Raw genomic sequence first — 24,490 nt, 5'->3', positions numbered from 1 at the left:
GGCCCACGCCCCCATCACGCCGGCGAACATATCTCAGCGTAAACACGGCGGAAATGGGGAAGGCCTGCGGAAGACCAAACGCGTGGTAAATCAAAGCTTGTTGCCCGGCATGATCAGCCGCCCCTCATGCCGGACTGATCGAAAGCAACTCCAACCCTGTTCTTCTTGATCCAGATCACCCGGCAGCGCCGAATCACGCGGTCCTTCTCGGTCATGAGCTGAAAATCCGACGGGACAAAAGTTGGATCCGGGACTTCGAGAGCGGCTCCCTCGGAGGATACGTTCAGGAGCCGGCACCGCATGCTCAGCCCGCCCGCGGAAATATAAGCCGGTTCGTCGATTCCGACTCGCGGATGTTTGCGGCGATCTTCCATGGGTGATTTCATCGTCTGCAGGAACGTATTATTTCGGATTTAAATGTGACCTATAATCGCGCGCAGTCTTGCTCTCTCTCGCTGGATGAATTCTAGCGCGACCAGCCTAACGAAACACAAATATACCTGACGTTCTGTAGCGTCGGCTCCCTTTATTACATCTTACCTCGCCACGAGCACCCCGGTCAGTTTTCCCCGCGGCTATCAATCGATCCCAAGCGGCGAGCGCACGTCTGCACCCCCGGGCGACACAAGGCGCAAAGGGCGCGGCTTCGGCTCAAGGTAAAAATAAAAATGTCTATGCATATTACTGTGAAATATACCATTTTATTGGAGCGGTTGAGGCTTTCCTGAAGGAAAGTCCGGGCAGCATGACCGGATCATGTTCGCCAACCCCACTTGTTTAAAAACCTCGTCGCATTGCGCTCCGCCAAGGCGTGCGCTAAGCGATCCAACTCCCGGGATGGAAGGGTGGCCGAGTGGTTTAAGGCACCGGTCTTGAAAACCGGCGTGCCCGCAAGGGTACCGTGGGTTCGAATCCCACCCCTTCCGCCAAACACCGCCGATAGCCCTCCATAGCGCGATATTGCCGCCGATCACCGCATTGCCATCGGGTGAGGGAGTAAACCGCCGATTTTACGCTACAGCCCGATATATCTTGAGCAGCGACGGCAGCTATCGACCCCATTTTGGTCATTCCGGCACGTTGTGCAGAAGCCTAAAAGCAGCCATTAAGTTCTTTCTTACCACAAGCGCGCACATCATGCAGGATGATCATCGCAACAACCTGACGTTTCACCGGTGCCGTTAGATGACACCTTCGACGCCAAGCCGTGTGCGAGTAGTCCTTATCTCGCCTTTGGGAAGAGTTCTGTTAATCCGATACCGGAACACAGGCCCGTCAGGGATAGATCGCCCTTGCTGGACGACTGCCGGTGGCGGGATTGAGGTAGGTGAGACTATCGCCGATACGGCCCTTCGCGAGATCAAGGAAGAAACGGGCATCACCGCCGTGACCCTTGGTCCGGTGGTCTGGTATGGCGAAGATAGCATAAGGGGTGGCGCTTGGGGGATAACGTTCAAGGAGCACTTCATTGTTGCCCACTCCGTGACTGAGGAGCTTAGCAAGGACGGGTGGACAGAGCATGAGCATCAGCAAATTTTAGGGATGCGATGGTGGAGCATTCAGGAAATTGAAGAGGCCACGGACCTGATTTTCCCGATTGGTCTCTCTGACCTTCTCCGCCCAATCCTTTCGGGAGAATACCCGGAAAAGCTGCAAATTATCTCTACCTCATAAGGCGGGGCACTGATCTTGTCGGCTTCTTCACGGATCCGCTCAAAGGCCGCCAGTCCGCTCCCCACCCCGATGGCCATTCGCCCTCGCCCCAAACTATAGGGCTATAGCGTAGGTGTAGTTCTCGCCTTCTTCGTCTCCTTTCCGCCATCCCGCCGAATGCTCTCTATAGTGCGCTATTGCCGCCGATCACCGCACTCGCACCAAGCGAGGCTGAGAACCGCCGTTTCTACACTACAGCCCGATAAATCTCGAAGGTCGGCAAAGGCAGCTTACGACCCCATTGCCGTCATCCCAACACGTTGCGATGCAGCTCAAAAGCGGTCAATTTATTAGTGTTCACCGTGGGTTCGGGCCATGCGGGATGCCTATAGCGAGGCTTTGGACGCGAACTGTCGTCAACGGACGGCAGATAGCCAGCGTGGCGCCAAGCCCCGGCCGGGAAAATCTGCGATTGGTGCGCTCGGAGGGACTCGAACCCCCACGATGTTACTCACTGCCACCTCAAGGCAGCGCGTCTACCAATTCCGCCACGAGCGCTTTGGACCGAAGCCGAGGCTCGCGCCCCGACTGGATCGACGGCGCCGATGTAACAAAACAACGGTGGGGGGACAAGGCCCGGCGAACCGTTCTTCCCCGAGGCAAAACGGTTCGAAACAGTATTGCCTGGAAGCCATAACCATACTGGAATCAGGGATTTCGGATATGCCCTTGATCCCGCCGCCTCTCTCGGGTCCGTTCGTTGCGGACCCGCAAGTCCGCGCTTATCTGCGGTCTGGCGTTCTTGGCAGCATCTGTTTGACTTCGACAGCGATGCGGTTGCGGTTGACCATCACCACCCCGCTGGCGACCGGCATGTTGTTGGCGAGGATCTTGACCTCGTCCTGCTCGGTGGCGTCCAGTTCGATGATGGCGCCGCGGCTGAGCCGCATCACCTGATGAACGGGCATCGACGTGGTCCCCAGGACCACCATGAGATCGACAGATACTTTATCGAGCGTCGCCACGAATACGGACTCACGGACCATGCAAATTGATACGGTCCAAGACCACCACGTTATGGTTAGACAATGGTTAATGACCGCCAGCTTCTCGATTTGAAGCCGCTCGCAGCCTCGCCCGGCAGTCCTGTCGATTGGGTCTTGTCCGACGCACCGGTGCTCTATCCGGAGGCTGTTGCCGCCATGGAGGCACGGGCGGCCGCGATCGCCTCGAGCGAAGCGTCGGAACTGGTCTGGCTGCTGGAGCACCCCCCGCTCTACACTTCCGGCACCAGCGGGCGCGAAGGCGATCTGCTGCAGACCCGCTTTCCGCTGTTTTCGACCGGGCGCGGCGGCCAGGTGACTTATCACGGCCCCGGCCAGCGCGTGGCCTATGTCATGCTCGACTTGAAGCGTCGCCGTCCCGACGTGCGGGCGTTCGTCGCCGGACTTGAGGAATGGATCATCCGCACGCTCCGCGCTTTCGACGTCAACGGCGAACGGCGGCAGGACCGGGTCGGCGTCTGGGTGGCGCGCCCGGACAAGGGATCGGGCCATGAGGACAAGATCGCGGCGATCGGCGTGCGGCTACGCCGCTGGGTATCGTTCCACGGCGTCTCGCTCAACGTCGAACCCGACCTCAGACATTTCGATGCCATCGTGCCATGCGGCGTCACCGACCCGCGCTACGGCGTCACCAGCCTGGCCGATCTCGGCCTTCGCATCGGGCTGGCGGATGTCGACATCGCGCTCCGGCGAGCGTTCGCAGAAGTGTTCGGGTCGGATTTGCGTATGCCAGGAAAAGACACCTGACCTCCGCGTTGCTGGTACGAAACCGCTTGGTCGCAGGCCGTGGCGCCGTCGGTCTGCTTACACCGTCGGAAGTTGTGAGAAGCGCTCGCCGGGCCGGATCAACTTCAAGGCGTCCGCCATCACAGGCTGATCTTCGACCGCATCGACGCGCGCGAATTCCGGTCCGTTCCGGCAGCGCGCCACCATGTCGGCGACGGCTTCGGCCTGCCCCGTGAACAAGGCCTCGACGCTGCCGTCACGGCGGTTGCGCACCCAGCCGGCAACGCCGAGACGAATGGCTTCGATCATCGTCCAGTAGCGGAAGCCGACGCCCTGGACGCGGCCACGGATCACGACCTGACGAACCACATCGTCCATTAGCGTTTCATTTCCGACAACCTCACACTGCGGTCAGGCAAGGCTTCAAGGCACTGGCGAACACCGCCGTCTCACGCAAATTCGAGAACCAGCGCATCGACCGCCAGTGTCGCTCCGGGGACCGCCGCGATCTTCTTGATGACTCCGTCCTGCTCGGCCCGCAGTACGTTCTGCATCTTCATGGCTTCGATCACCGCCAGCGTCTCGCCGGCCTTGACTTCCTGTCCCTCCGTCACGGCGATCGAAACGACGAGGCCCGGCATCGGACACAGCAGCTTCTTGCCGTTATCGGCCGCCGTCGCCGCCGGCATCAGCCGCGCCGCCGCCGCCTCGGTTTCGGTGAACACGTTGATCGCGACCTCGAAGCCCTGATGCGCGAGCCGGAATCCGTTTGCGATCGGCCTCACCTGCATCGCGACCGGATTGTCGTCGATCGTACCTTGCCAGACCGGTTGGCCCGGCACCCAGCGCGAAAGCAGCCGCTGTGCATCGCCGAAATCCCCATCCTTGCCGACGAAGCGGATCGCGATGGCATCGTCCTCGCGGGCGACATCGAGCAGGATTTCATCGCGGCCGAGCCAGACCGCGCGGCGACCTTCACGCCTGACGACGCGGCCGGACATCTGGCCGGAAATCCGCCGCTTGCGTTCGCCGAGCACGTGATCGATGGCAGCCGCCACCGCGGCCAGCCTGAACGCCGTCTCGCCTTGCGGTGTCCGCGCCGTAAATCCGTTAGGGAATTCCTCGGCGATGAAGCCGGTCGAGAGATGGCCGGCGCGCCAGCGCGGATGGTGCATCAGGGCCGACAGAAAAGGAACGTTGTGCCGGATGCCGTCGATGTAAAACGCGTCGAGCGCGTGAGCCTGCGCCTCGATGGCGGCGCGGCGCGAGGGCCCGTGCGTCACGAGTTTGGCGATCATCGGATCGTAGTGAATGGAAATCTCGCCGCCCTCGTACACGCCGGTATCATTGCGCACGATGATGCCGTCGCGGTTCGTTTCCGCCGGCGGACGATATTTGACGAGGCGGCCGACCGAGGGCAGGAAACCGCGGAATGGATCTTCCGCATAGACGCGCGATTCAACCGCCCATCCCGTCAGCTTCACATCTTGCTGCGCGATCGGGAGTTTTTCTCCGGCTGCGATGCGGATCATCTGCTCGACCAGATCGATGCCGGTGACCAGTTCCGTGACCGGATGCTCGACCTGCAGCCGCGTGTTCATTTCGAGGAAGTAGAAGCTCTTGTCCTGGCCGGCGACGAATTCGACAGTGCCCGCCGAGTCGTAGTTCACGGCCCGAGCCAGCGCGACGGCCTGTTCGCCCATCTTGCGCCGCGTGGCTTCGTCGAGCAGCGGCGACGGCGCCTCCTCGATGACCTTCTGATTTCGCCGCTGGATCGAGCACTCGCGCTCGCCGAGGTAGATCGTGTTGCCATACTTGTCGCCGAGCACCTGGATTTCGATATGGCGGGGATCGACGATGAACTTCTCGATAAAGACCCGGTCGTCGCCGAATGACGACTTCGCCTCCGCCCTCGCGAGATTGAACCCTTCGGCGACCTCGGCGCTCGCATGCGCAATGCGCATGCCCTTCCCGCCGCCTCCCGCCGACGCCTTGATCATCACGGGATAGCCGATCTCGTCCGCGATCCTGACGGCGTGCCGGTCGTCCTCGATCACGCCGAGGAAGCCCGGAACGGTCGAAACCCCGGCCTTTGCCGCGGCCTTTTTGGATTCGATCTTGTCGCCCATTGCGGCGATCGCGGCGGGATTGGGCCCGATGAAAACCAGGCCGGCGTCGGCGAGCGAGCGCGCAAACGCCTCGCGCTCCGACAGGAAGCCGTAGCCGGGATGAACGGCCTGCGCCCCGGTCGTGCGGCAGACGTCCACGATTTTCTCGATGACGAGATAGCTCTCGGCCGCCGGCGGCGGTCCGATCAGAACGGCCTCATCGGCCATCTGGACGTGAAGTGCGTCGCGATCGGCTTCCGAATACACGGCTACGGTTTCGATGCCCATCCGGCGAGCCGACTTGATGATCCGGCAGGCGATCTCGCCGCGATTGGCGATCAGTATCCGTTTGAACATCTGCCTGTTGACCTGCAACCTTGAGGCGCGGTCCAGTCTTGCGGACGGTGTGCGCGATCTGGCCTTGGGACGCGGCGAACCATTCCGTCGTATAGAAAAAAGAAAACAGGAGCAAAGGCTTTTCAGCCGGAACGTCCACGCAAGATTGCTCGGCGGCCTACATGCCGAGATCGAGAAGGTTCGGGAGATGCATCAGCGGCAGGGTCGCCGCCCCGATCAGGCTCGCGACCAGCGCCATCAGATGACGATTGCTGCGCCGTTTGCCACGCATCTGGGTTGCGATCCATTCCAGCACTTCGATATTGACGCCCACTGCCCTGGTCGGCGCCCAACTCTCGATGGCGGTCGCCGGCGACAGCGCGATGCTGCGCGGCGGCACCGGCAGACCCGAAGCGGACGCGGCGTGGTGCACGATCGCCTTGGCAAAAAGATCGTCGAACCGCCCGTCGTCGCTGCGCTCGGTCGCGGCATCGTTGATTTCAAACAGGGCTTCGGCCTCCTCCCGGCTCACCGGGTGGTTATCCACGGCGACAACCGTCAGGAGCCGCTCGCACCAGGACGTATCGGTCGAATCGAGCACGCGGGAAAAGTGAATGCGGCCGTGCGCGGTAGGTCCCTCCCCCGTGATGACGCCATCCCGCACCGTGATGAGCGCTTCGACAACCGCCTGCGGGCTGACAATGGTGGAAATGTCGATCGGACCGACGGCGGCGAACGTGTCGGAAGGCATGGCGGAGGGCATGTTGGAGGTCTCACTTCTGGATCAGATCAATTTCACGCGGGTGTGAATCGTTCGTTAAAATCCGACGATCCGTCGCCGTCTTGAATGACCGACTACCGGTTCGTCGCCGCGATGCGCATCGCGGTTCAACTCGATCGCAATACGCTCCGGCGCGCGTGGGGCATGGTCGCGGCAACATCGCGGCATCTCGATCACAAAGCCGTAGGCGTTAATTCGTCACATCAGCCGGGCCCCGACAGGAAGATGCTCCGCAACGACTGCCGGAAAAAAAGATATTGTCTTTTTCATAACCGGTTCCGTTTCCTGCTCCCGCCGCCTATATTCGCCATATCCCGCCGTTAATTGACACAAGGACGTGACGATGACTTTATCGATTGGTTCGCCTGCGCCGGACTTCGAAGCCGAGAGCACCGAAGGCCACATCAGCTTTCACAAATGGCTCGGCGACGGCTGGGGGCTTTTCTTTTCTCACCCGAAAGACTTTACGCCGGTCTGCACGACCGAGCTTGGCGCCGTCGCGCGGCTCAAGCCGGAGTTCGACAAGCGCGGCGTCAAGCTGATCGGCATCAGCGTCGACCCGACCGACAAGCATCATCTGTGGTCCAAGGACATCGAGGAGACGCAAGGCGTCGCGCCGAACTATCCGTTGATCGCTGACGTCGATTTCAACGTCGCCAAGCTCTACGGCATGCTCCCGGCCAGCACCTCGGGCGACGTCAGCAAGCGGACGCCGGCGGACAACCAGACTGTCCGCAATATCTTCGTGATCGGTCCTGACAAGCAGATCAAGCTGGTCTTCGTCTACCCGATGAGCACCGGCCGCAACTGGCAGGAAGTGCTGCGCGCGATCGACTCCCTGCAACTCACCGCCAAGCATGGCGTCTCCACGCCGTCGGACTGGAAACCGGGCGACGACGTGTTCTTCTCCGCTGCGGTGCCGGAGGAAGAGGCGCGCAAGAAATTCCCCAAGGGCTGGAAATCACCGAAGCCGTATTTCCGCATTGTCGAGCAGCCGAAGGACTAGGCCTTCCTCGAGTTCGAAAGTGTGCATGAAGGGACGCTGCGGCGTCCCTTTCTTTTTATGGCATGCCCTGCGGTTGCCGCCATGCACGCACGAACCTATGCTATAGCGTTTTCGGGCGAAGTGGAATCCGGTTCGCGTGAAGAAAACGCGTCAAATCGAGAATCTGGAGTCTTTCACCGTTTCATGGAAATGGTGAAAGACTCCAGATGATGACAACAGGTTGCGCGGCGACGCGCGCAACCTCCCCACCGACAGAGAATGGAAATCACCATGCACGTTCGCGCCGCAGTCGCCATTGCCGCCGGCAAGCCGCTGGAAGTCACGACCGTGGAACTCGACGGGCCGCGCGACGGCGAAGTCATGGTCGAGATCAAGGCCAGCGGCGTCTGCCACACCGACGAGTTCACGCTGTCCGGCGCCGATCCGGAAGGTTTGTTTCCGGCGATCCTCGGCCATGAGGGCGCCGGCGTGGTCGTTGATGTCGGCAAGGGCGTGACGTCGGTGAAGAAAGGCGATCACGTCATTCCGCTCTACACGCCGGAATGCCGGCAATGTCCGTCATGCCTGTCGCGCAAGACCAACCTCTGCACGGCGATCCGCGCCACCCAGGGCCAGGGACTGATGCCCGACGGCACGTCCCGCTTCTCGCTTGATGGCAGGAAGATCCACCACTACATGGGCACGTCGACCTTCGCCAATTATATCGTGTTGCCGGAGATCGCGGTCGCGAAAATCCGTGATGACGCGCCGTTCGACAAGGTCTGCTACATCGGCTGCGGCGTCACCACCGGCATCGGCGCAGTCATCAATACGGCGAAGGTGGAGCCCGGCGCCAAGGCGATCGTGTTCGGCCTCGGCGGTATCGGATTGAACGTGCTGCAGGGGCTGCGGCTCGCCGGCGCCGACATGATCATCGGCGTCGACATCAACGACGACCGCAAGGCGTGGGGCGAACGCTTCGGCATGACGCACTTCGTCAACCCGACGGACATGGGCAAGGACCTCGTCCCTCACCTTGTCGACATGACCAAGTCCGGTGCCGATCAGATCGGCGGCGCCGACTACACTTTCGATTGCACTGGCAACGTCAAGGTGATGCGCCAGGCGCTCGAAGCCTGTCATCGCGGTTGGGGACAGTCGATCGTGATCGGCGTTGCTTCCGCCGGCGCGGAGATCGCGACGCGGCCGTTCCAGCTCGTCACCGGGCGGGTCTGGAAAGGCACCGCGTTCGGCGGCGCGCGCGGCCGCACCGACGTGCCGAAAATCGTCGACTGGTACATGCAGGGCAAGATCGAGATCGACCCGATGATCACTCACATCATGCCGCTCGACGACATCAACCGGGCGTTCGACCTGATGCGCAAAGGCGAGTCGATCCGCAGCGTCGTGACGTTCTGAATCGAAATAGCGCATGAGCGATTCCACAAAGCAACCGCCTCTCGCGCTTGTCGCAGTCGATACTCCGCTCCGCACGAAGCCGTCGAACTATCCCGAGCCATTTTTCTCGCGGATGCTGAAGCGGGAAAAACGTCCGCTGGGCGATCATTTCGGCCTGACAAATTTCGGCGTGAACCTGACCAGGCTGTTTCCTGGCGGGGAATCCGCGTTGCTGCACCGGCACAGCAAGCAGGACGAATTCATCTACATCCTCGAAGGACGGCCGACCCTCGTCACGGATGAAGGTGAGATCGATCTCGAGCCTGGCATGTGCGCGGGTTTTCCAGCTGCCGGCCGTGCCCATCACCTCGTCAATCGGACGGCTGCCGACGTGGTTTATATCGAGATCGGCGATCGTTCACCCGGCGACGAAGGCAGCTACCCCGCCGATGATATTCAGGCGAAAATGGCTGCGCCCGGCCACTGGGTATTTACACGCAAGGACGGAACACCTTACGGCTAGAGCCTTTCCGCTTCTGACGGATCAGAAGCGGGGCTCTATGATTTTGATTGACGCGTTTTCTTGAGGGCGGCAGCACATTCCGGCGAAAATCCGGAGCGATGCGGTCATCGATGCACCAGCTTGCCTGCCGAAGCGGACTCAAGCGTTGCTGCTTGTTCAGCGAAATGGCGATAGAAATCCCGCATGTCATCGCCGGCGAGTTCACGGCAACGCGCCAGCGCCGCATCCGCATCCTGCACGTGACCGGCTTTGATCGCAGCAAGCAACGCGCCGTGCTGGCGCTTCCATTCGGCGAACTCCGGCGATGCCGCCACCACCTCGTCTCCCGCAATCGCGTAAATCTTGGTTGGCCGCGACTTGCCTTTCAAAAGAATTTCGCCTGCCTCCAGTAACGCGATTCCTTTTGCCCGCTGCGCCACGTCTTCCGAGACCAGAAGGTCCGCATTGAACGCCTTGCTCGCAGACTCGATCCGGGCCGCAACGTTCACAACGTCGCCCATGGCGGAATAGTTGAATCGCCGTTGCGATCCCATGTTGCCGACGCAGGCCAGTCCGGCATTGATGCCGACCCCGATCCTGACGCGAGGGTCCTCGAAGCCGCGGGCAGAAAATCCGAAGACGTCGGAGCCGTTAAGCGCATCAATCGCGGCGCGCATCTTGAGCGCGGCGCGGCAGGCCCGGGTCGCATGATCGGGAACCTCCACCGGCGCGTTCCAGAACGCCATGATCGAGTCACCGATATATTTGTCGATCGTTCCCATCTCGTCCTGGATGGCATCCGACAACGGCGCCAGCAGCGTGTTGATGAAATCGACCAGCTCTGTCGCCGACAGGGCCTCGGAGATCGGCGTAAAGCCGCGCACATCCATGAACATCACGGAAATGTCGCGGGACTCACCGCCAAGGCGCATCGCCTGTGGCGAATTTTCAAGTCGTGCGAGTAGTTCCGGCGCGAGATATTGGCCGAAGGCCTGGCGCACGAATTTCTTTTCATGATCGGAAGCAACGTGAAGTACGCGTTCCACCGCGATATAAACCGCCAGCGCCGCCAGCGCGGGAAAGATCGGATCGATCAACAACCGGAAATGCGAAAACGCAATCCATGATCCGGCGAGCCCAGCAAGGAACACCACGCCGCCGGCATAGAATGAAAACCGGGCGCCGAACGCCAGCACCAGGCCGGCGACCAGCGCACCGAACAGAACGGTCAGGACGATCTCAAGCCCGTTCGACCAATCCGGGCGCTCGATGAAATCCTGCGCGAGGATTTGTTCGATCAGTTGGGCCTGGATCGCCACGCCCGGAACCAATCCCCCGAGCGGCGTCGCCCGCGCATCCATCAGGCCCGCGGCCGATGCGCCGACGAGAACGATCGCGCCATCGATCAGAGGCTTGACTGCGGCCTCCTTGGCGGGATCGAGAATGTCTTTCACGGACACATAGCGTTGCGGTTGGTCGCGGCTGAAATAGACCCAGGATTCGCCGTTGCTGGTCAGCGGGAGCTTGAATTGCCCGACCCGCATATCAATCAGCGCAGCGTGGCCGGTGTCGCTGTCGCCGCTCGAGCCGGTTCCGCGGACGATGATGCTTCTCTGGTTCTGGGCGACGCGCAACGCCTCGACCGCGAGGCCCGGATAAACGTTCGCGCCATCGGAAAACAGCATCGGGACGCGGCGGACGATGCCGGCGCGATCGTGCGAACTCAGATTGATGCCGCCGATGCCCGCGGCCGCGTCGTTGAGAATCGGCAGGCTCGACACTGTGCCGTGAAACGGCACCAGCACCTTGGCCGGGTTGACACCGACGAAGGCCAGCCCGGCCCGCACTGGCGGGCGCTGGGCATTGGCTGTGGTGCTGGCGGCAAAGCCGAGCACGACCCCGGTCTTGCTGATGGCGTCCGCGAACGCCCGGTCATGATCCGGCAGGTTCGCAAGCAGCTTCATGGTCTGGTCGAGATCGGGGACGCCGGAATCCTTCAAGTCCTGGGCGAGCCGGCTCGGCGTGGTGCGATCCGACTCCGAAAAAACGACATCATATGCGATCACGCCGGAGCCAAGATCGGCGAGCCTCCGCGTCAGCGCGGCAAGCCGCGTCCGCGGCCATGGCCATTGTCCGTATTCGGCGATCGAGGCCTCGTCGATATCGACGATCCGCACCGGCAGGTCGGTATAGGCTCGCGGTTTGAGCCGCTGATAGGTATCGAACGTGCGCTCTTTCAATTCGGTGACGATGCGCGGATCGTAAGCGCGCAGCGACGTGAGCAGGACAAGCGTCACCACCGCCGCACCGACGGCGCGGAGATTCTTGTTGCGCGTCAGCCGGCGCAGACGTGCCACCGCCCGTGTGATGCGCACGCCCAAGGTGCCGCGGAGATGCGCCGCAGTCTTCACCGTTCGACCCCGACGCAACTGGAGTCCTTCGTCGTTTTACAAAAACGGCGAACCTCTTGCTGTGACCCGTTTTCTTCACGCGAACCGGATTCCACTTCGCTCGAAAACGCTGTGGGAAGCGACGACATCAAAGCCTCAATCCGGCTCCTCGATTTGCAGTCGGTGGCTCGATGGCCCGGCGGACCAGACGGCACGAGTGTTACCGGCACATTAACGAAATCCGCTCAATTTGGCGCGACGAAAATAGCCAATTTTTCAGCACTGTAAGAGGTTTTGCGAGGCCACGCGCAGCAGATTAACGACAAATCCGCCGTCTGTCTCTCATGCTTGCCGCCAGAGCCGATCAGCAAAGCAGCAGAGGCAGCCTACAATGATGGCCCGGACATTTTTCAGCAAACGGAGTTTCGCCGTGATGGCGGCGACAGCCCTCCCCTTTGTGACGGCAGCCGGTTTCGTGATGTCCGTCCACGCCGGGACGAACACGCGCTTGCAGGACATTGCCGACGACGCGGCGCTCGCGGGCGTCAACTCGCTGGCGACAAATATCGATCAGCCCGCTGACATGCGGCTGGCCGAAGCGATGGCGGCGGCCGGGACCGTCCTCGCAACGCAACCCGGCATCGTCCGGAAACTCCGGCCGTCGGTTGAGGGGTTGACGATGTCGGTTGCCGTGGAGGATGCCGGCAAAGGAACGCGGGCCTCCGCAACCGCGCGATACGTTCCGGCAAAGGACAGGCGGTCGGTCCCGCAGGTCGTGCACCTGCGCGGATACACCGCCGCAGCGCTCTGACGCGCGGCTCCGGTCGCAGAGCAGGTTCGGCTCAAAACCGCGCGGTTGGCCCGATCGAGACTGAAAGGTTATCGGTCGCGTAGTTCGGCAGCGAGGAGTCGATCCTGATATATTGGACCTGCGTTCGCACGCCGACGTTCTTGTACACCTGCGCATCGAAAATCGCGCCGTAACGTTGCTCGGTGTCGTTCCGCACCGTGACGGGATCGACGATCGGATTGGGCGCATCGTAGTTGGCCCAGCTAAAGCCGATCGTCGGCGCGATCACGAATTGATGCGGCGTGCCGAACACCGGCAGGGCGAACGCATACGGGAAGGCCATGTCGATCGAGTAACGCTTGTAGGAGTAATAATCAAAGACCGCTTGGTTCTGATCGAATCCGGCGCGCGCCGTCCAGTGCAGCGCTCCGAAGCGCAGATCCGACATCACAGCCGCCGACAGCAGATCCCCGCTCTGCTGGCTGGCCGTGGGAAAGTTGTTCGAATCGGAGAAATCGCGGTGCCGCCCCTCGACGAACGCCTCCAGAAGTCCGCGGTCGCCGATCGTCGTGCGCGCGGACACGCCGCCGCCGCCGGCCGAAAAATAATTGGCGTCCCCGAGCCAGACCTGATCGCCGATGCCGTAGAGCTTGAACGATGCGTTCTGGCCGATCGCGATGCGCGGCCCGACGACGAGTTCGACGAGACCGAAATTGTACTGGTTGAGCTTGTACTGGCGTGAATTGACGCCGAGGAAACTTGCTTCGATGGCGTCTCCCCGCGTGCCGATCTTGTAGGCGTAGTTGGCTGTGAGGGTCTGGAAGAAACTCCAGTCCGGACGCTTGCCGTACGTGCCGTCGAGAAGCGCGTCCTGACCGAGCGCGCGCACCATCAAGCTCGAAGGGCCGAGGTTGGCGTTGGTCTGATAGCGGAAGCCGGCGGTGGTGAACACGCTGAACTCGTATCGCGCCATCCGGCGGTCGATCTCGGTCAAATAGGCCAGGACCTGCGCCCTGATCTCATCAGGGGCGTCGCCAGCCTTGATCGCCTCCTGGAAATAGCTGCGCGCGAGTTCGTATGAGCCGAGCTTGAAATACAGAACGCCAAGTTCGAGTTTCACGCGCGGCAGATTCGGATTGAAGAACAGCATGCGCTCGAGCGCGCCGATGGCCGCTTCATAGTCGCCGCGCTTCACGGCCTGTTCGGCGAACTTGAAACTCGCCTCCAGGTCGGAGGGATTTTTGTACATCTGCTGAAACAGCGCGTCGTAGTCCTGCTGGACCACCGCCGCCGCCGTGACGGGCGGCGCCGGCGATTGCGCCGCAGCCGCCGAGCAGCAGGCAATGGTCGCCAGCAAAACGAATACGGCTTTCGCCGTCTGAACACATTTCACGCCGCCACCCAAAGCTATCTTTGATGCGAGGCTTCCGTTCCATCTTTGTGGAATATCGAGAAAATCCGCAGCTTAATAAATTTTAGCTTAGCGTCGGCGGACGCAATTGAAACGAGGCTGACCGTCGGGCCACGCAATTTCAGCGCGGAGTCACCTTTTTACCACACTTTGAACAAGTAAAATCAATGACTTGGCCATGCCTCGCGATTTTAAGCCAAAGAGACGAATCGAGCCGCGCCGCGCTCCCATCTCCAATCCACACCCCGGACCGTCAAGGTGGCTCGCGGTTCTCCAAGGACGACCCGGCAAAGGGCGTGACATCGGGACCTCGCTCTCCCTATAAGGGTGCGGGGCGCTCGTAGCTCAGCTGGATAGAGCATCGGATTTCGATTCCGAGGGCCGGGAGTTCGAATCTCTCCGAGCGCGCCAACCGCCATTCTCTTTCAGCTTGGCATTGCAGCGTCAGCCGCGTCCGCGCTGGCCTGGGATAGCTTCTCGCGTTTCCGCGATGGCATCCAGCCGCGTCAGTCGCCATCTGGCGTCTGTTTCAACTGCGATGCATTCAACTGCGATGCATCAGACTCGTCGCTTATCTTTTTGTTTGAGCATGATCTTTTCCGAAAACCGGTTTCCAGTTTTCGGGATCATGTTCTAGCGACGGCGCTTCGGCAGGATCCAGCCCAGGACGATCCGCCCTCCGATGAACAGCATGACGCCAACAAATGCGAGTGTGAACAGGATCGAAATCATGAGGCAGGGTCCGGTGTGGTGTTGAGAACGCGGGCGACATGATTACGTCCCTCCGCCTTCTTCGCAAGGCGTGGCCGCGTGGACGGCAGAACAAGGAAAACGCCCTTCCCAGCCGTCACGCCCGTTTTTTCGAATTGTGACCTGTAATTTCCTTCGGTCGGGACTTTTGCCGTTCCCCGATGTTGTGCAGAATGGATAAAATGGATTCACGATTGAGGACGGATCGATGGCGAAACTGCGAACTCTCGTGTTGGCGACCGCCGCTGTGGTCGTTTCGACGGCCACTGTCCAGGCGGCGGAGGATATGCGGCTTGCGGCCACGATTGCCCGTCACCATCACCACGCGAAGTACTGGCGCGCGCCCATTTCGGGCGGACTGGTGGCCGGTATACGTGGTGCGACGCCGTTAACCGTACCCTTCTTCGCACACGGCTGGTATCCTGGCCCCGCTTACTATTATGGCTGGCGACGGCATTTTTGCTGTGCCGCGGCCGAACATGTGATCTCGGTCAATTATTAGGACCGCTCGACATTCGGGATTGTCCAGCCGCTGGATCGCGGCCATGAGGTGAGCCAAGCCATGAGGTGAACCAAGCGGAATGGGCCTTTGGCCCGGCACGCGATCTTTTCAGCTCGGGCGCTTCATCGGACGGTCTATTTTCGTGGCCGCTTGGTCAACTTGTAGGACCACCAGGTGGTGGCGTGATTCCAGCTTTTGATGCTCATATTGCAGATATCGCAGTCTTGATGGTTCGTGTCCTTGAACGGGCTGGTATAGACCGTCACCTGATAGACTGCTCCGCACCCCGGACAGGTATATTCACCTCCATCGCGGGTTCGCACGCCGGGTGTGTGACGCTTCGATGATGCCATAGGGGGGCGAGTAGCGCCCTTTGGCCCAACCCGCAAGTCACTTCGTGACCGATCGCAACAATTCCTCACAAGCGATGCTTGTATAAGGATCCTTATCCTCGCTCGTGGTTGCTCTCAGCGTATTTTCGTGATGAGATTTGGTTCGTGTGGGGGAGGATGTTCAATATGCTTTCGAAGCTAGTCAGCACCGCCGCGGCCGCGGTCACCTGTTTTGCCGCCGCATGGCCGATCAGCGCATCCGCCGATATCTTCATCACGAGCGCCACCATCAGGCGTGGGGATTTGGTGATCGAGGGACGGATCCGGGGCACGCGCGACCCCAACGTCGAAATCAAGATCAACCCGGCCAAGACGGTGAAAATCGAGAGCACGGGGACCGGGGCATTCAGATGGTCCGGCGCTGAGTTTCCCTCAACCTGCATCGTGACGATCACCTCCGGGTCCCAGACCCGTGACGCGGTGATTCAAAACTGCGGAGCAGCAGGAGCGCCCGGTCCTGCCGGACCGCCCGGACCAACTGGACCCGCTGGCCCCGCTGGATCGGCGGGGCCCGCAGGACCACCGGGACCTCCCGGGCCAGCCGGACTTGCTGGCCCACCAGGGCCTGCGGGGCCTGCAGGTGCGTCAGAACCACCGGCGCCTAATGCGAAATAGCGAGAACCGCCCTCGCCTTCGAATCCGTGAACCATAAATGGCGCTGTGTCACTTGAGGCGCTGCGCGCGCGGTGGAGCGCCTCAAAATCCCGTTTCAGCCCAACTGGAACGGGATGAGTTGACGATGATGCGTTCTCAACGCGTCATGGCATAGCCGTTCGAAGAACGGCGTCGCTGCGCTCGCCTATGGCCGTTCGAAGAACGGCGTCGCCGTGCTCGCCTATGGCTGCTCGAAGAACGGCGTCGCTGTGCTGGCTCGAGGAACAGCGTTGCTTCGCGCTCAACGACGCCATCCAACGTCTTTGATCCGGTCCACGTTTCAAGACGTGGGATACGCGGCACAAGCCGGGCACGACAATTCGTCAAACCTCAACCCGCTCCGGGCCGGCACCGTCACCTCAAAGCCAAAAGCATAAACTCTATGCGTGAAGCAAACGCGCGAACATCTTTCCGAGAGCTTGCAAGCTCGGGAACATGTCGAACGCTTCCGCCAGAAAAATGAAAAGGAATGCGTGAACAATGTACATGCGGCCATCGAACCACCTGAGCGCGCATTCAAACAAACGCTTCGGGTATGGAAGGCTTGCAAAAATGAAAACGAGCGCTGGCCCGAGAACAAGCGCACCGATGATGTCGCTTGGATAATGAAGCCCGACAACGACCCTGGGAATCGCGATGATCAACGCGACCCATGCGAAGCAGAATAATCCGAGCCAGCGCTTCTCAACGAGAACAACGGCGGCAAGGCTGAAAAACAAGGTCGCGGTGTCGCTCGGAAACGAATTCGTCCGATCCCAGGGCGTTCGCGGCATGACGGTGTCCAGAGGAATTGCCAGATCCAGGATCGGGCGTATGTGAACCGCGGTATGAAACTGCGACCAGACCGAGAGCATCGTCGCCAGGCAGATCGCCATCAGGCCGGCCAGCATTCGACCACGGCGCTCCGGCTGTTCGCTGGAGAACCACAGCGCGACAATGGAAAAGAACAGGGGGAATCCCCTGAAGAGCGAATTGTTGGCGAGGTCCCAGAGGTCCTGATTTCTTCCACCGATTGAATTGAGCGTAAGCAGAACCTGCCTATCAAGGCCCATAATTGTCGCTGCTATAGAACTCATCGCATCAACCGGAAATGAAGGGTCGAAACAGACGCAAATTTCGCGGCACTGCTATTACGCGCAAACCGCTGCCGGTCAATAAAACAATGATGTAGCGTTTTTGAGCAAAGCGCGTGCTCGAGCTTGACCCGAGGCACCGATTCATGCGCGCCAGCAAGAATCAAAGCCCACCTGCGCTGTGGCAATCGCAGAAGAGAGAAGAGAGAAGAGAGAAGAGAGAAGAGAGAAGAGAGAAGAGAGAAGAGAGAAGAGAGAAGAGAGAAGAGAGAAGGTGTGGCCAAAGCTGCCACGCCAAACGGTTCAGCGGGCAGGAAACTTAGTTTCAGTTCGGCGAAAGAGGAGCGGCACTGCAACTTGTCCTGCCGCTATTCGCACGCGCCGGTTCGGTATGAAACGAGCGAGCGACAGGTTGCCGAACATACCGGCTGGGACAAGGCATTTGCGCGTGGTCTGCAGCCGGGATGGCCGAGTTGATGGGGCGTCCCGCGTCTATTGCCGCATCGCCTCCGCCATATTGGACGAGGGATGAGGACTCGAGGCAGCCGCCGGAGACTCGTCCCGCTTCTTGCGGATTTCCCACAGAATGATCAAGGCCGGCAGAAAAAGGGCGACCAGAAGTCCGGCAATCACGATCCCATAGAGAATAACGTTCAGCGCCGACCAGAGAACCAGCGCCACGTGCATCAGCGTCGTCAGAATCAGGACCACTTCTCTGTACACCATCGTCGGGAAACCCAACTGGTACATCGCCATCGCCGTCAGTATTGACAGGACCATCGCCGGCAGCACGATCGCTATCAGCCGAAGGCTCATTACTGAAAGTACCTGCTCCTTGATGTCCGCCAGCATTGCGTGCGCCTCCTGCTACTCAACTTCATACTTACTCAACTTCGATGGAATCGTATCGTCGGGTGAGAAGCCACACAAGGGGTACCCGGCAGGGGATGCTTTATAGCGTTTACAAGCGATGCACGGCCTCGCCCCGGCCTGAGAATGGGCGCCCGATTGAACGAGGAAAACACGCTAGATCAAAATCATAGAGTTCATACCTCCGGTTTTGCCCGAAGCGGAAGCAGCTCCGGTGGCAAGCGCCGCATCCCACATGGTTGACCACCGCGCCGCCAGATCTGGCTCTCCTGCCCGCAGCGCGCATGCCCTCTCCCGCGATTCAGACGGTCGGCTCGTGTGTGGGAAGGGTCGCGCAGTGCCGGGAAAGACCGGGGGACTCGTTCACGCAAAATACCGCGCTGTCCACCAAGGTGAACAGCGCGGCAGTCCTGGGGAACAAGTTCGGACCGAAGTCCGACTCTTTTTACCGGCTTGCGCCGGTGGCGGACGGCCGATGAGGCCGAATCCCTCTCGTAATATCATTTACAATATAGCGTAAAACTTCAAGGCGTATAGTCGGATTTGGAGCGATTCCAGACATTTCCGGGCTTCACCGGTCATCGGAGATGACATCCAGCATCGCATGGTTTCGGGTCGCCGAACGCGCGCGACGACGCCTGCGCCGAGGCGGGCTTCACGGTCGTTAACCATTGATTAACCAGAATCCGGCGACGCTCTTTTCCGGCCTGCGTTGCTCGCTCCGCTGCCGAACGGGAGTCCCGCGGATCAGCAATGTTTCGGCTCGCTCGTTCTTTATCGCGGCCCGATGACGGCCGTAGCAGGAGTGAGGTTTCGATGGCGGACAGCGACAGCACCATTGCCTGGCATCGCGCCCGGTTGAAAAAACATCGCGAAGTTCTGCGCGACATGGAGGTTCGCCGTTTTCGTTTCGGTGAGACCGCAGAGCCCCAGGCGCGCGCCGAGAAGCAACGGTTGGTGGCCGACCTGCAGCGCAAGATCACCACCTCCGAGCGTGTCATCGGCGCCTACGAGAAACGGACCCGCCGTCCGCGGACGACCGATTATCGCAGTCTCGCCAGCGTTCACTGGGGTAATTGGAATAGCGCCCCTTGCAACGGCGTGTCTGCGCGTGGTTGAGGCCAGCGGCAAAGCTCGCTGATATCTGAAACGACACCACGACCTGGAGTCTTTCATCATTTCACGGAAACGGTGAAGGACTTTGGAGTCATTTCGTTTCTGAGAGATCGTCTCTTAAGACTATGATTTAACACGTTTTGTTCACGAGAGCCGGCATCCGTCCCCCAGGTCAAGTCTGAGGCCATGCTTCAGTCAAAACACTGTGAAACGCTATGGAATTGGTTAGGCGTGGAATCGGGGTGACGGGTTGGCATGGCCCTCTCCGATCCCATATGGCTGATTGCGACGCCCTTTGCGGAATCGGGATCACCGGCCTCCAGGGCTGCGACATGAGTTGTGGAGTTGCGCATAAGCATTTGAAACCGTTTATTTTCGGCTGACATGAATCTGCTCGAAACTCTTCCCACTGTCATGGGGGCAGCCGCCATCGCTCCTGCGCTGCTGCTGCTGTGGCTGGTGATCGCGGCCGACGAAAGGCCGGGACCGCCCGCGATGGTCTGGGCGGCGTTCGTGCTCGGCGCAGCCAGCGTATCGCTGCTTGGGTTAACGCGGGCGCCGTTCGCGCCGCTGGTAAACGTGACGGAGCCGCCGTGGCTGGCGTTGATCCTGCATTCGCTTTTTGCGATCGCCGCCCCCGAGGAACTGGTGAAGATCGCCGCCATCGCCGCGGTTGCCGCGATGCGCCGCAAGCCCGCCGATCCCATGGATGCGGTGGTGTACGGCGCCGCCGCGGGGCTTGGCTTCGCGGCCTATGAAAACCTCGCTTACCTGATGCAGCATGCCGACATCTGGCGTTCGCTCGCTGTGCTGCGCAGCGTGCTCACCGTTCCGTTCCACGGCGCGCTGGGCATTATCGCCGGCGCCTACATCGCCATCGCGCGTGCGGGCACCGCGCTCGGCGCGCACCGCCATGCCCGCGACTGGGCGCGCATCCGCAACCGGGTGGCTATCTTCGCGGTGCCCATCGTGTTGCATGCCAGTTTCGACGCGCCGCTGCTGGCGCTGCAACGCAATCCCGATCTCAGCGGACCCGGGGCGCTGGTGCTCGAAGGCACGGCCATGCTGGTCGGATTCGGCGCCATCCTGTTTGCGGGCTATCTGGTTCGGCGTGTCGGCGCGCACCACGCTCCTCGCACCGAGACCTCGCGCGAGCGCCTGCGCAACCTGCGCGGCATGTGGGCGCTGCTGGTCGGCGGCGGCGGGGTAAGCTTTCTCGGCGCGGCCTTCATCCTGTCATCGATCCATCGATGGATGACCAATGTGGACAGGCACGTCGCCACCTACCTCGTCCCGGTGGGGATGGTTGCGATCCTGATCGGGACCGTCCTCCTCCTCATGACCTCCGCCATCTATGTGCGCGGACGCAACCGCCTGCGAATGGCCGGGGCCGGAACGAGTCCCGCCGATCCAGATTGATTTCGGTATCGCTGCCGAGTCCATCTCCTTTGAAAGATTGATGGATTCCGGTCAAGCCCGGCGCTGACGGCTGATCAAAATGCCAGTCAGGACATGAAACGTTTCAGAACACGGATTTTTTGCCACTTTTTGAGCCGTCGTGCGTTAAACTCCGGCCCGAAGGATGCGCGGTTTTCGTTTCATGGAGCCAGCCGATGACAACCCCTTCCCAGGATTTCGAACGTCTTCAGTTGAAAATTACCACCGAGGTCCACGAGCATTGGAAGGCCTTCCTGTTCGAGGGCATCCTGCTGGTGCTCCTCGGAATGGCCGCGGTCATCGTGCCGTCGCTCGCAAGCTTTGCCATCACGATCTTCCTCGGCTGGCTGTTTCTCATCGGCGGCATCGGCGGCCTGATGATGACGTTCTGGGCGCCACGGATACCCGGTTTCTGGTGGTCTCTGCTCTCGGCAGCGCTCGCGCTGCTGGTCGGCATCCTGCTGGTGATCCAGCCAGTCCGGGGCATGCTGACGCTGACCATCGTGGTCGGCGCCTACTTTCTCGCCGAGGGCGCCGTCACCATCATGTACGCGCTCGACCATCGCCGTGAACTTTCGCAGCGATGGGGCTGGTTGCTGACGGCGGGAGTGATGGACATCATCGTCGCCTTCGTCATCATTGTCGGGCTGCCCGGAACGGCCGGATGGGCCGTCGGATTGCTGGTCGGGCTCAACATGATGTTCGGCGGCGCGACGCTGATCGCAATGGCGCTCGCGGCACGCAACGCGGATTAGGGACCGTCAACAGCCCCGGCAGATGCTCTTGATCTTGCGGTCGAGAGCGGCATCCGCTGGATCGACTTTCGCCTTCTCGGCCTCCCTGGTTTCCGGAGGAAGGTCGCTCAGGCGCGGCTGACGGTGACCAACCGGTGCGTTGGTGTAAGGCGATGACGGGGTAGCGGCCGGAGCAGCCGGATCGTTCAATCCGCCCTTCGTTCCCTGTTGCGCCACCGCCGCGGACGCTCCGATCAAAGCCACAGAAACCGCGATCGCAAAGGTCTTGCTCATTCCGCTGCTCCCATTCCGCTGCTCCAATGTCCGCTCATGGTGTCCGCTCATGGTGTCCGCCATGGTATTGTCGGGAACGTTCCGGAAGCTTCAACGTTCCGCGACTTGCGCAAGCACCTTTTCGGCTTGGACCGTCGAGCGTATGATCCACCAGCGCATGATCCGCCAAAGTGTGAGCGATGTGGCGAAAAGATCATGCGCATTCTCGGATCCCACTCTAGGGCAACGGTGGATAGAGATGAACGCCTCCGCAATAATCGACAACATGATACCGCGATTCCGGCGGATATTCACCTTTTCCCAAGGTTAAATCTGCGCGCGACATATAGTCCGGTCCTACCGGCGACTTGCCGTATCCGCCCGGGATATCGAGCACGTAATCCGGCTGGCACAGGCCGGACACCCGGCCGCGCAGCCGGCGCATCAAGGCCTGTCCCTGTTCCAGCGTGGTCCGCAGATGCGCCGTGCCCGGCGCGAGATCGCCGTGATGCAGATAGTAGGGTTTGATGCGGCATTCGACGAAGGCGCGCATCAACGCCTCCAGCGTCGCGGCCTCATCGTTGACGCCGCGCAGCAGCACCGACTGGCTGACCATGGGAATCCCGGCCTCGACGATCCGCGCGCAGGCCGCCCGCGCCGCAGCCGTCAGTTCACGCGGATGGTTGGCATGCAGTGCCAGCCAGGTGGTGGCGCCCGCGACTTTCAGGGCCGCCGCCATCTCGTCAGTGACCCGCGCGGGGTCGGCCACCGGCACGCGGGTATGAATACGTATAATCCTGACATGATCGATGGCGGCGAGTTCAGCCATGATCTCGGCCAGCCGCCGCGGCGACAGCATCAAGGGATCGCCGCCGGTCAGGATCACTTCCCAGACCTCCTGATGCGACCGGATGTAGTCGAGCGCGGCCGAGGTCGCCGATTTCGACAGCGCGGTTTCCTTGGCCGGGCCGACCATCTCGCGACGGAAGCAGAACCGGCAATAGACCGCGCAGACATGGACGAGCTTGAGCAGCACCCGATCGGGATAGCGGTGGACGATGCCGTCCACCGGCGAATGTGCGTGGTCGCCGATGGGGTCGGCGCGCTCGCCGGGTTCGGCCGCAAGTTCATCGCCGCTCGGCACATACTGCCGCGCGATCGGATCGTGGGGATCGGCCGGATCGATCAGGCCGGCCACATGCGGCGTGATCGCAATGGCATAGCGCGCGGCGACCTTCACGAGATCGGGCAAAGCCGCAGCCGGCGCAAGGCCATGGGCAATCAGGTCTTCCGGCCGCCGCAAAGTCGAAACCACGCTCTCGCCGCTCCTTCCGCTCATGCATCCTCCGCGGGCGGCGTCCACACCACCTGATCGATCCTTGAGGCGCCGCTTGCCAGCATCACCAGCCGGTCGAAGCCGAGCGCCACCCCGCTCGCTTGCGGCATCGAATCGACCGCCGCGAGAAAATCCTCGTCCAGCGGATAACGCTCGCCGTAGCGGCTTTGCTTCTCGTCCATCGCGCGCGTGAAACGAATGCGCTGTTCGGCGGCGTCGGTCAATTCGCCGAACCCGTTCGCAAGCTCGACGCCGCAGGCATAGACCTCGAAACGCTCGGAGACGCGGTCGTCATTCGGATTGACCCGCGCCAGCGCGGCTTCCGGCGCGGGATATTCGAACAGGATCGTCAGCCGCCCCTGCCCGAGCTGAGGCTCGATGTGCTCGACCAGCATCTTGCTAAAAATATCCGACCAGGTGTCGTCGTCCGCGATCCGCACCTTGCCCAACGCCGCCGATGCCAGCGCTGCGCGATCGCCCTCCCCGGCGGCTACGGTTTTCAGGAGATCGATCCCGGCGAAGCGATCGAACGCAGCGGCGACGGTCAGCCGCTCCGGCTCCGCCAGCGGATCGGCGCGCCGGCCGCGAAAGGAGAACGTGCCGATGCCCGTCGTCCTGGCTGCGCGGGCGATGACAGCGATGCAGTCGGCCATGACGATGTCGTAGGCACAGCCTGCGCGATACCACTCCAGCATGGTGAATTCTGGCAGATGCAGGTCGCCGCGCTCGCGGTCGCGAAATACTTTCGCGAATTCGACGATCTTCCGTTCGCCGGCCGCGAGCAGCTTCTTGCAGGCGAATTCAGGAGAGGTGCGCAGGTAGCGCGTGACCCGCTCGCCGGCCGGCGACGTCAGCGCGGTGCGGGGCGCATGGAGGTGGGTTTCGTTGCCCGGCGACACCTGCAAAACGCCGGTTTCGACCTCGACGAACGCTTCCGCGTCGAACCAGGCCCGCAGCGCCTTGGTCACGGCACAGCGCGCCTGCAAAAACGGCCTCCGGTCCGCGTGCCTGGCCTGATCCCACCAGGGAGAAATCCCGCTCATCCATCCTCAGCAATCGACCGGAATCGGCCGCAAACCACTGGCGCCGACGGGCCAAATCAGTATGTTGCGGCCCGAAACCGCCTCAACGGCCGCAGGACGCCCCTGTCCGGACCGGTCTCGAGCCCGAACCTTAGGAAATCCAGCCTTGAGAGTCATCGCCAGTTCT

23 protein-coding genes and 3 tRNA genes are annotated in these 24,490 nt (G+C 61.3%); 12 read left to right on the top strand and 14 right to left on the bottom strand.

From position 1 onward, the window contains the following. Positions 1–113 precede the first annotated feature (113 nt). Positions 114–374: a PilZ domain-containing protein gene (locus tag BGO16_RS10625; RefSeq protein WP_292618663.1), complete on the bottom strand. Its 261-nt coding sequence runs from the start codon at positions 372–374 to the stop codon at positions 114–116. Between the two features lie 465 nt (positions 375–839). Between BGO16_RS10625 and BGO16_RS10620 the strand changes: the two genes are divergently transcribed. Further along, positions 840–929: transfer RNA gene (locus BGO16_RS10620), tRNA-Ser, on the top strand. Between the two features lie 256 nt (positions 930–1,185). Then, on the top strand, positions 1,186–1,674 hold the full coding sequence (locus BGO16_RS10615) for an NUDIX domain-containing protein (RefSeq protein ID WP_292618662.1): 489 nt from the start codon (positions 1,186–1,188) through the stop codon (positions 1,672–1,674). A 452-nt stretch (positions 1,675–2,126) separates the two neighbouring features. On the opposite strand, the gene BGO16_RS10610 is transcribed toward BGO16_RS10615, so the two are convergent. Further along, positions 2,127–2,211: transfer RNA gene (locus BGO16_RS10610), tRNA-Leu, on the bottom strand. Positions 2,212–2,435: 224 nt separating this feature from the next. Continuing rightward, a complete protein-coding gene (locus tag BGO16_RS10605; protein WP_292614625.1) occupies positions 2,436–2,678 on the bottom strand; it encodes a FliM/FliN family flagellar motor switch protein in 243 nt (80 codons plus the stop codon). 63 nt (positions 2,679–2,741) lie between these two features. Between BGO16_RS10605 and lipB the strand changes: the two genes are divergently transcribed. After that, positions 2,742–3,464: a lipoyl(octanoyl) transferase LipB gene (gene lipB / locus BGO16_RS10600; protein WP_292618660.1), complete on the top strand. Its 723-nt coding sequence runs from the start codon at positions 2,742–2,744 to the stop codon at positions 3,462–3,464. Positions 3,465–3,521: 57 nt separating this feature from the next. Here lipB and BGO16_RS10595 read toward each other — a convergent pair whose 3' ends face one another. The 3 genes from BGO16_RS10595 to BGO16_RS10585 all read right to left on the bottom strand — a co-directional run bounded on the left by BGO16_RS10595 (position 3,522) and on the right by BGO16_RS10585 (position 6,638). After that, positions 3,522–3,821 (bottom strand): acylphosphatase, encoded by a 300-nt coding sequence (locus tag BGO16_RS10595; protein ID WP_292618659.1) that lies wholly within the window; start codon positions 3,819–3,821, stop codon positions 3,522–3,524. A 71-nt stretch (positions 3,822–3,892) separates the two neighbouring features. Further along, positions 3,893–5,908 (bottom strand): acetyl/propionyl/methylcrotonyl-CoA carboxylase subunit alpha, encoded by a 2,016-nt coding sequence (locus BGO16_RS10590; RefSeq protein WP_292618658.1) that lies wholly within the window; start codon positions 5,906–5,908, stop codon positions 3,893–3,895. Between the two features lie 157 nt (positions 5,909–6,065). Further along, on the bottom strand, positions 6,066–6,638 hold the full coding sequence (locus tag BGO16_RS10585) for a hypothetical protein (RefSeq protein WP_292618720.1): 573 nt from the start codon (positions 6,636–6,638) through the stop codon (positions 6,066–6,068). Between the two features lie 373 nt (positions 6,639–7,011). On the opposite strand from BGO16_RS10585, the gene BGO16_RS10580 reads away from it, so the two are divergent. The 3 genes from BGO16_RS10580 to BGO16_RS10570 all read left to right on the top strand — a co-directional run bounded on the left by BGO16_RS10580 (position 7,012) and on the right by BGO16_RS10570 (position 9,574). Next, positions 7,012–7,674: a peroxiredoxin gene (locus BGO16_RS10580; protein ID WP_292618657.1), complete on the top strand. Its 663-nt coding sequence runs from the start codon at positions 7,012–7,014 to the stop codon at positions 7,672–7,674. Between the two features lie 270 nt (positions 7,675–7,944). Continuing rightward, on the top strand, positions 7,945–9,072 hold the full coding sequence (locus tag BGO16_RS10575; RefSeq protein ID WP_292618656.1) for an S-(hydroxymethyl)glutathione dehydrogenase/class III alcohol dehydrogenase: 1,128 nt from the start codon (positions 7,945–7,947) through the stop codon (positions 9,070–9,072). Between the two features lie 13 nt (positions 9,073–9,085). Next, positions 9,086–9,574 carry a cupin domain-containing protein gene (locus tag BGO16_RS10570; protein ID WP_292618655.1) on the top strand — a complete coding sequence of 163 codons (489 nt, stop codon included), beginning with the start codon at positions 9,086–9,088 and terminating at the stop codon, positions 9,572–9,574. A gap of 104 nt (positions 9,575–9,678) precedes the next feature. On the opposite strand, the gene BGO16_RS10565 is transcribed toward BGO16_RS10570, so the two are convergent. Beyond that, positions 9,679–11,964 (bottom strand): adenylate/guanylate cyclase domain-containing protein, encoded by a 2,286-nt coding sequence (locus BGO16_RS10565; RefSeq protein WP_292618653.1) that lies wholly within the window; start codon positions 11,962–11,964, stop codon positions 9,679–9,681. 412 nt (positions 11,965–12,376) lie between these two features. On the opposite strand from BGO16_RS10565, the gene BGO16_RS10560 reads away from it, so the two are divergent. Then, positions 12,377–12,754: a hypothetical protein gene (locus tag BGO16_RS10560; RefSeq protein ID WP_292618652.1), complete on the top strand. Its 378-nt coding sequence runs from the start codon at positions 12,377–12,379 to the stop codon at positions 12,752–12,754. A gap of 31 nt (positions 12,755–12,785) precedes the next feature. On the opposite strand, the gene BGO16_RS10555 is transcribed toward BGO16_RS10560, so the two are convergent. Then, positions 12,786–14,126 (bottom strand): tetratricopeptide repeat protein, encoded by a 1,341-nt coding sequence (locus BGO16_RS10555; protein ID WP_292618651.1) that lies wholly within the window; start codon positions 14,124–14,126, stop codon positions 12,786–12,788. A 352-nt stretch (positions 14,127–14,478) separates the two neighbouring features. On the opposite strand from BGO16_RS10555, the gene BGO16_RS10550 reads away from it, so the two are divergent. Both BGO16_RS10550 and BGO16_RS10545 read left to right on the top strand, forming a co-directional pair. Then, positions 14,479–14,555, top strand: a tRNA-Arg gene (locus BGO16_RS10550). Positions 14,556–15,102: 547 nt separating this feature from the next. Further along, positions 15,103–15,396, top strand: coding sequence for a hypothetical protein (locus tag BGO16_RS10545; RefSeq protein ID WP_292618650.1), 294 nt, complete (start codon positions 15,103–15,105; stop codon positions 15,394–15,396). A gap of 445 nt (positions 15,397–15,841) precedes the next feature. Here the strand turns inward: BGO16_RS10545 and BGO16_RS10540 are convergent, their stop codons facing one another. The 3 genes from BGO16_RS10540 to BGO16_RS10530 form a co-directional block, all read right to left on the bottom strand. After that, on the bottom strand, positions 15,842–16,183 hold the full coding sequence (locus BGO16_RS10540) for a hypothetical protein (protein ID WP_292618649.1): 342 nt from the start codon (positions 16,181–16,183) through the stop codon (positions 15,842–15,844). Positions 16,184–16,822: 639 nt separating this feature from the next. After that, on the bottom strand, positions 16,823–17,494 hold the full coding sequence (locus BGO16_RS10535) for a phosphatase PAP2 family protein (protein WP_292618648.1): 672 nt from the start codon (positions 17,492–17,494) through the stop codon (positions 16,823–16,825). 513 nt (positions 17,495–18,007) lie between these two features. Beyond that, entirely contained in the window at positions 18,008–18,367 is a 360-nt protein-coding gene (locus tag BGO16_RS10530) for a hypothetical protein (RefSeq protein WP_292618647.1), read from the bottom strand. Positions 18,368–19,201: 834 nt separating this feature from the next. On the opposite strand from BGO16_RS10530, the gene BGO16_RS10525 reads away from it, so the two are divergent. From BGO16_RS10525 to BGO16_RS10515, 3 genes are all read left to right on the top strand, one after another. Next, positions 19,202–19,504 carry a hypothetical protein gene (locus BGO16_RS10525; protein ID WP_292618646.1) on the top strand — a complete coding sequence of 101 codons (303 nt, stop codon included), beginning with the start codon at positions 19,202–19,204 and terminating at the stop codon, positions 19,502–19,504. Between the two features lie 381 nt (positions 19,505–19,885). After that, positions 19,886–20,920, top strand: coding sequence for a PrsW family glutamic-type intramembrane protease (locus BGO16_RS10520; RefSeq protein WP_292618645.1), 1,035 nt, complete (start codon positions 19,886–19,888; stop codon positions 20,918–20,920). Positions 20,921–21,114: 194 nt separating this feature from the next. Then, a complete protein-coding gene (locus BGO16_RS10515) occupies positions 21,115–21,693 on the top strand; it encodes an HdeD family acid-resistance protein (protein ID WP_292618644.1) in 579 nt (192 codons plus the stop codon). A gap of 6 nt (positions 21,694–21,699) precedes the next feature. Here the strand turns inward: BGO16_RS10515 and BGO16_RS10510 are convergent, their stop codons facing one another. The 3 genes from BGO16_RS10510 to epmA all read right to left on the bottom strand — a co-directional run bounded on the left by BGO16_RS10510 (position 21,700) and on the right by epmA (position 24,324). Further along, positions 21,700–21,966, bottom strand: coding sequence for a hypothetical protein (locus BGO16_RS10510; protein WP_292618643.1), 267 nt, complete (start codon positions 21,964–21,966; stop codon positions 21,700–21,702). 217 nt (positions 21,967–22,183) lie between these two features. Then, a complete protein-coding gene (locus tag BGO16_RS10505; protein ID WP_292618642.1) occupies positions 22,184–23,284 on the bottom strand; it encodes a lysine-2,3-aminomutase-like protein in 1,101 nt (366 codons plus the stop codon). Beyond that, complete coding sequence (gene epmA, locus BGO16_RS10500; RefSeq protein WP_292618641.1) at positions 23,281–24,324, bottom strand: EF-P lysine aminoacylase EpmA; 1,044 nt, start codon at positions 24,322–24,324, stop codon at positions 23,281–23,283. The genes BGO16_RS10505 and epmA overlap by 4 nt, the downstream gene beginning before the upstream one ends. Positions 24,325–24,490: the final 166 nt, after the last annotated feature.

It is taken from the genome of Nitrobacter sp. 62-23 (genome assembly GCF_001897285.1).
Lineage (GTDB): Bacteria > Pseudomonadota > Alphaproteobacteria > Rhizobiales > Xanthobacteraceae > Nitrobacter.
Note: the sequence above shows the minus strand (reverse complement) of the source record. Positions and strands in the feature narration are given on the sequence as shown.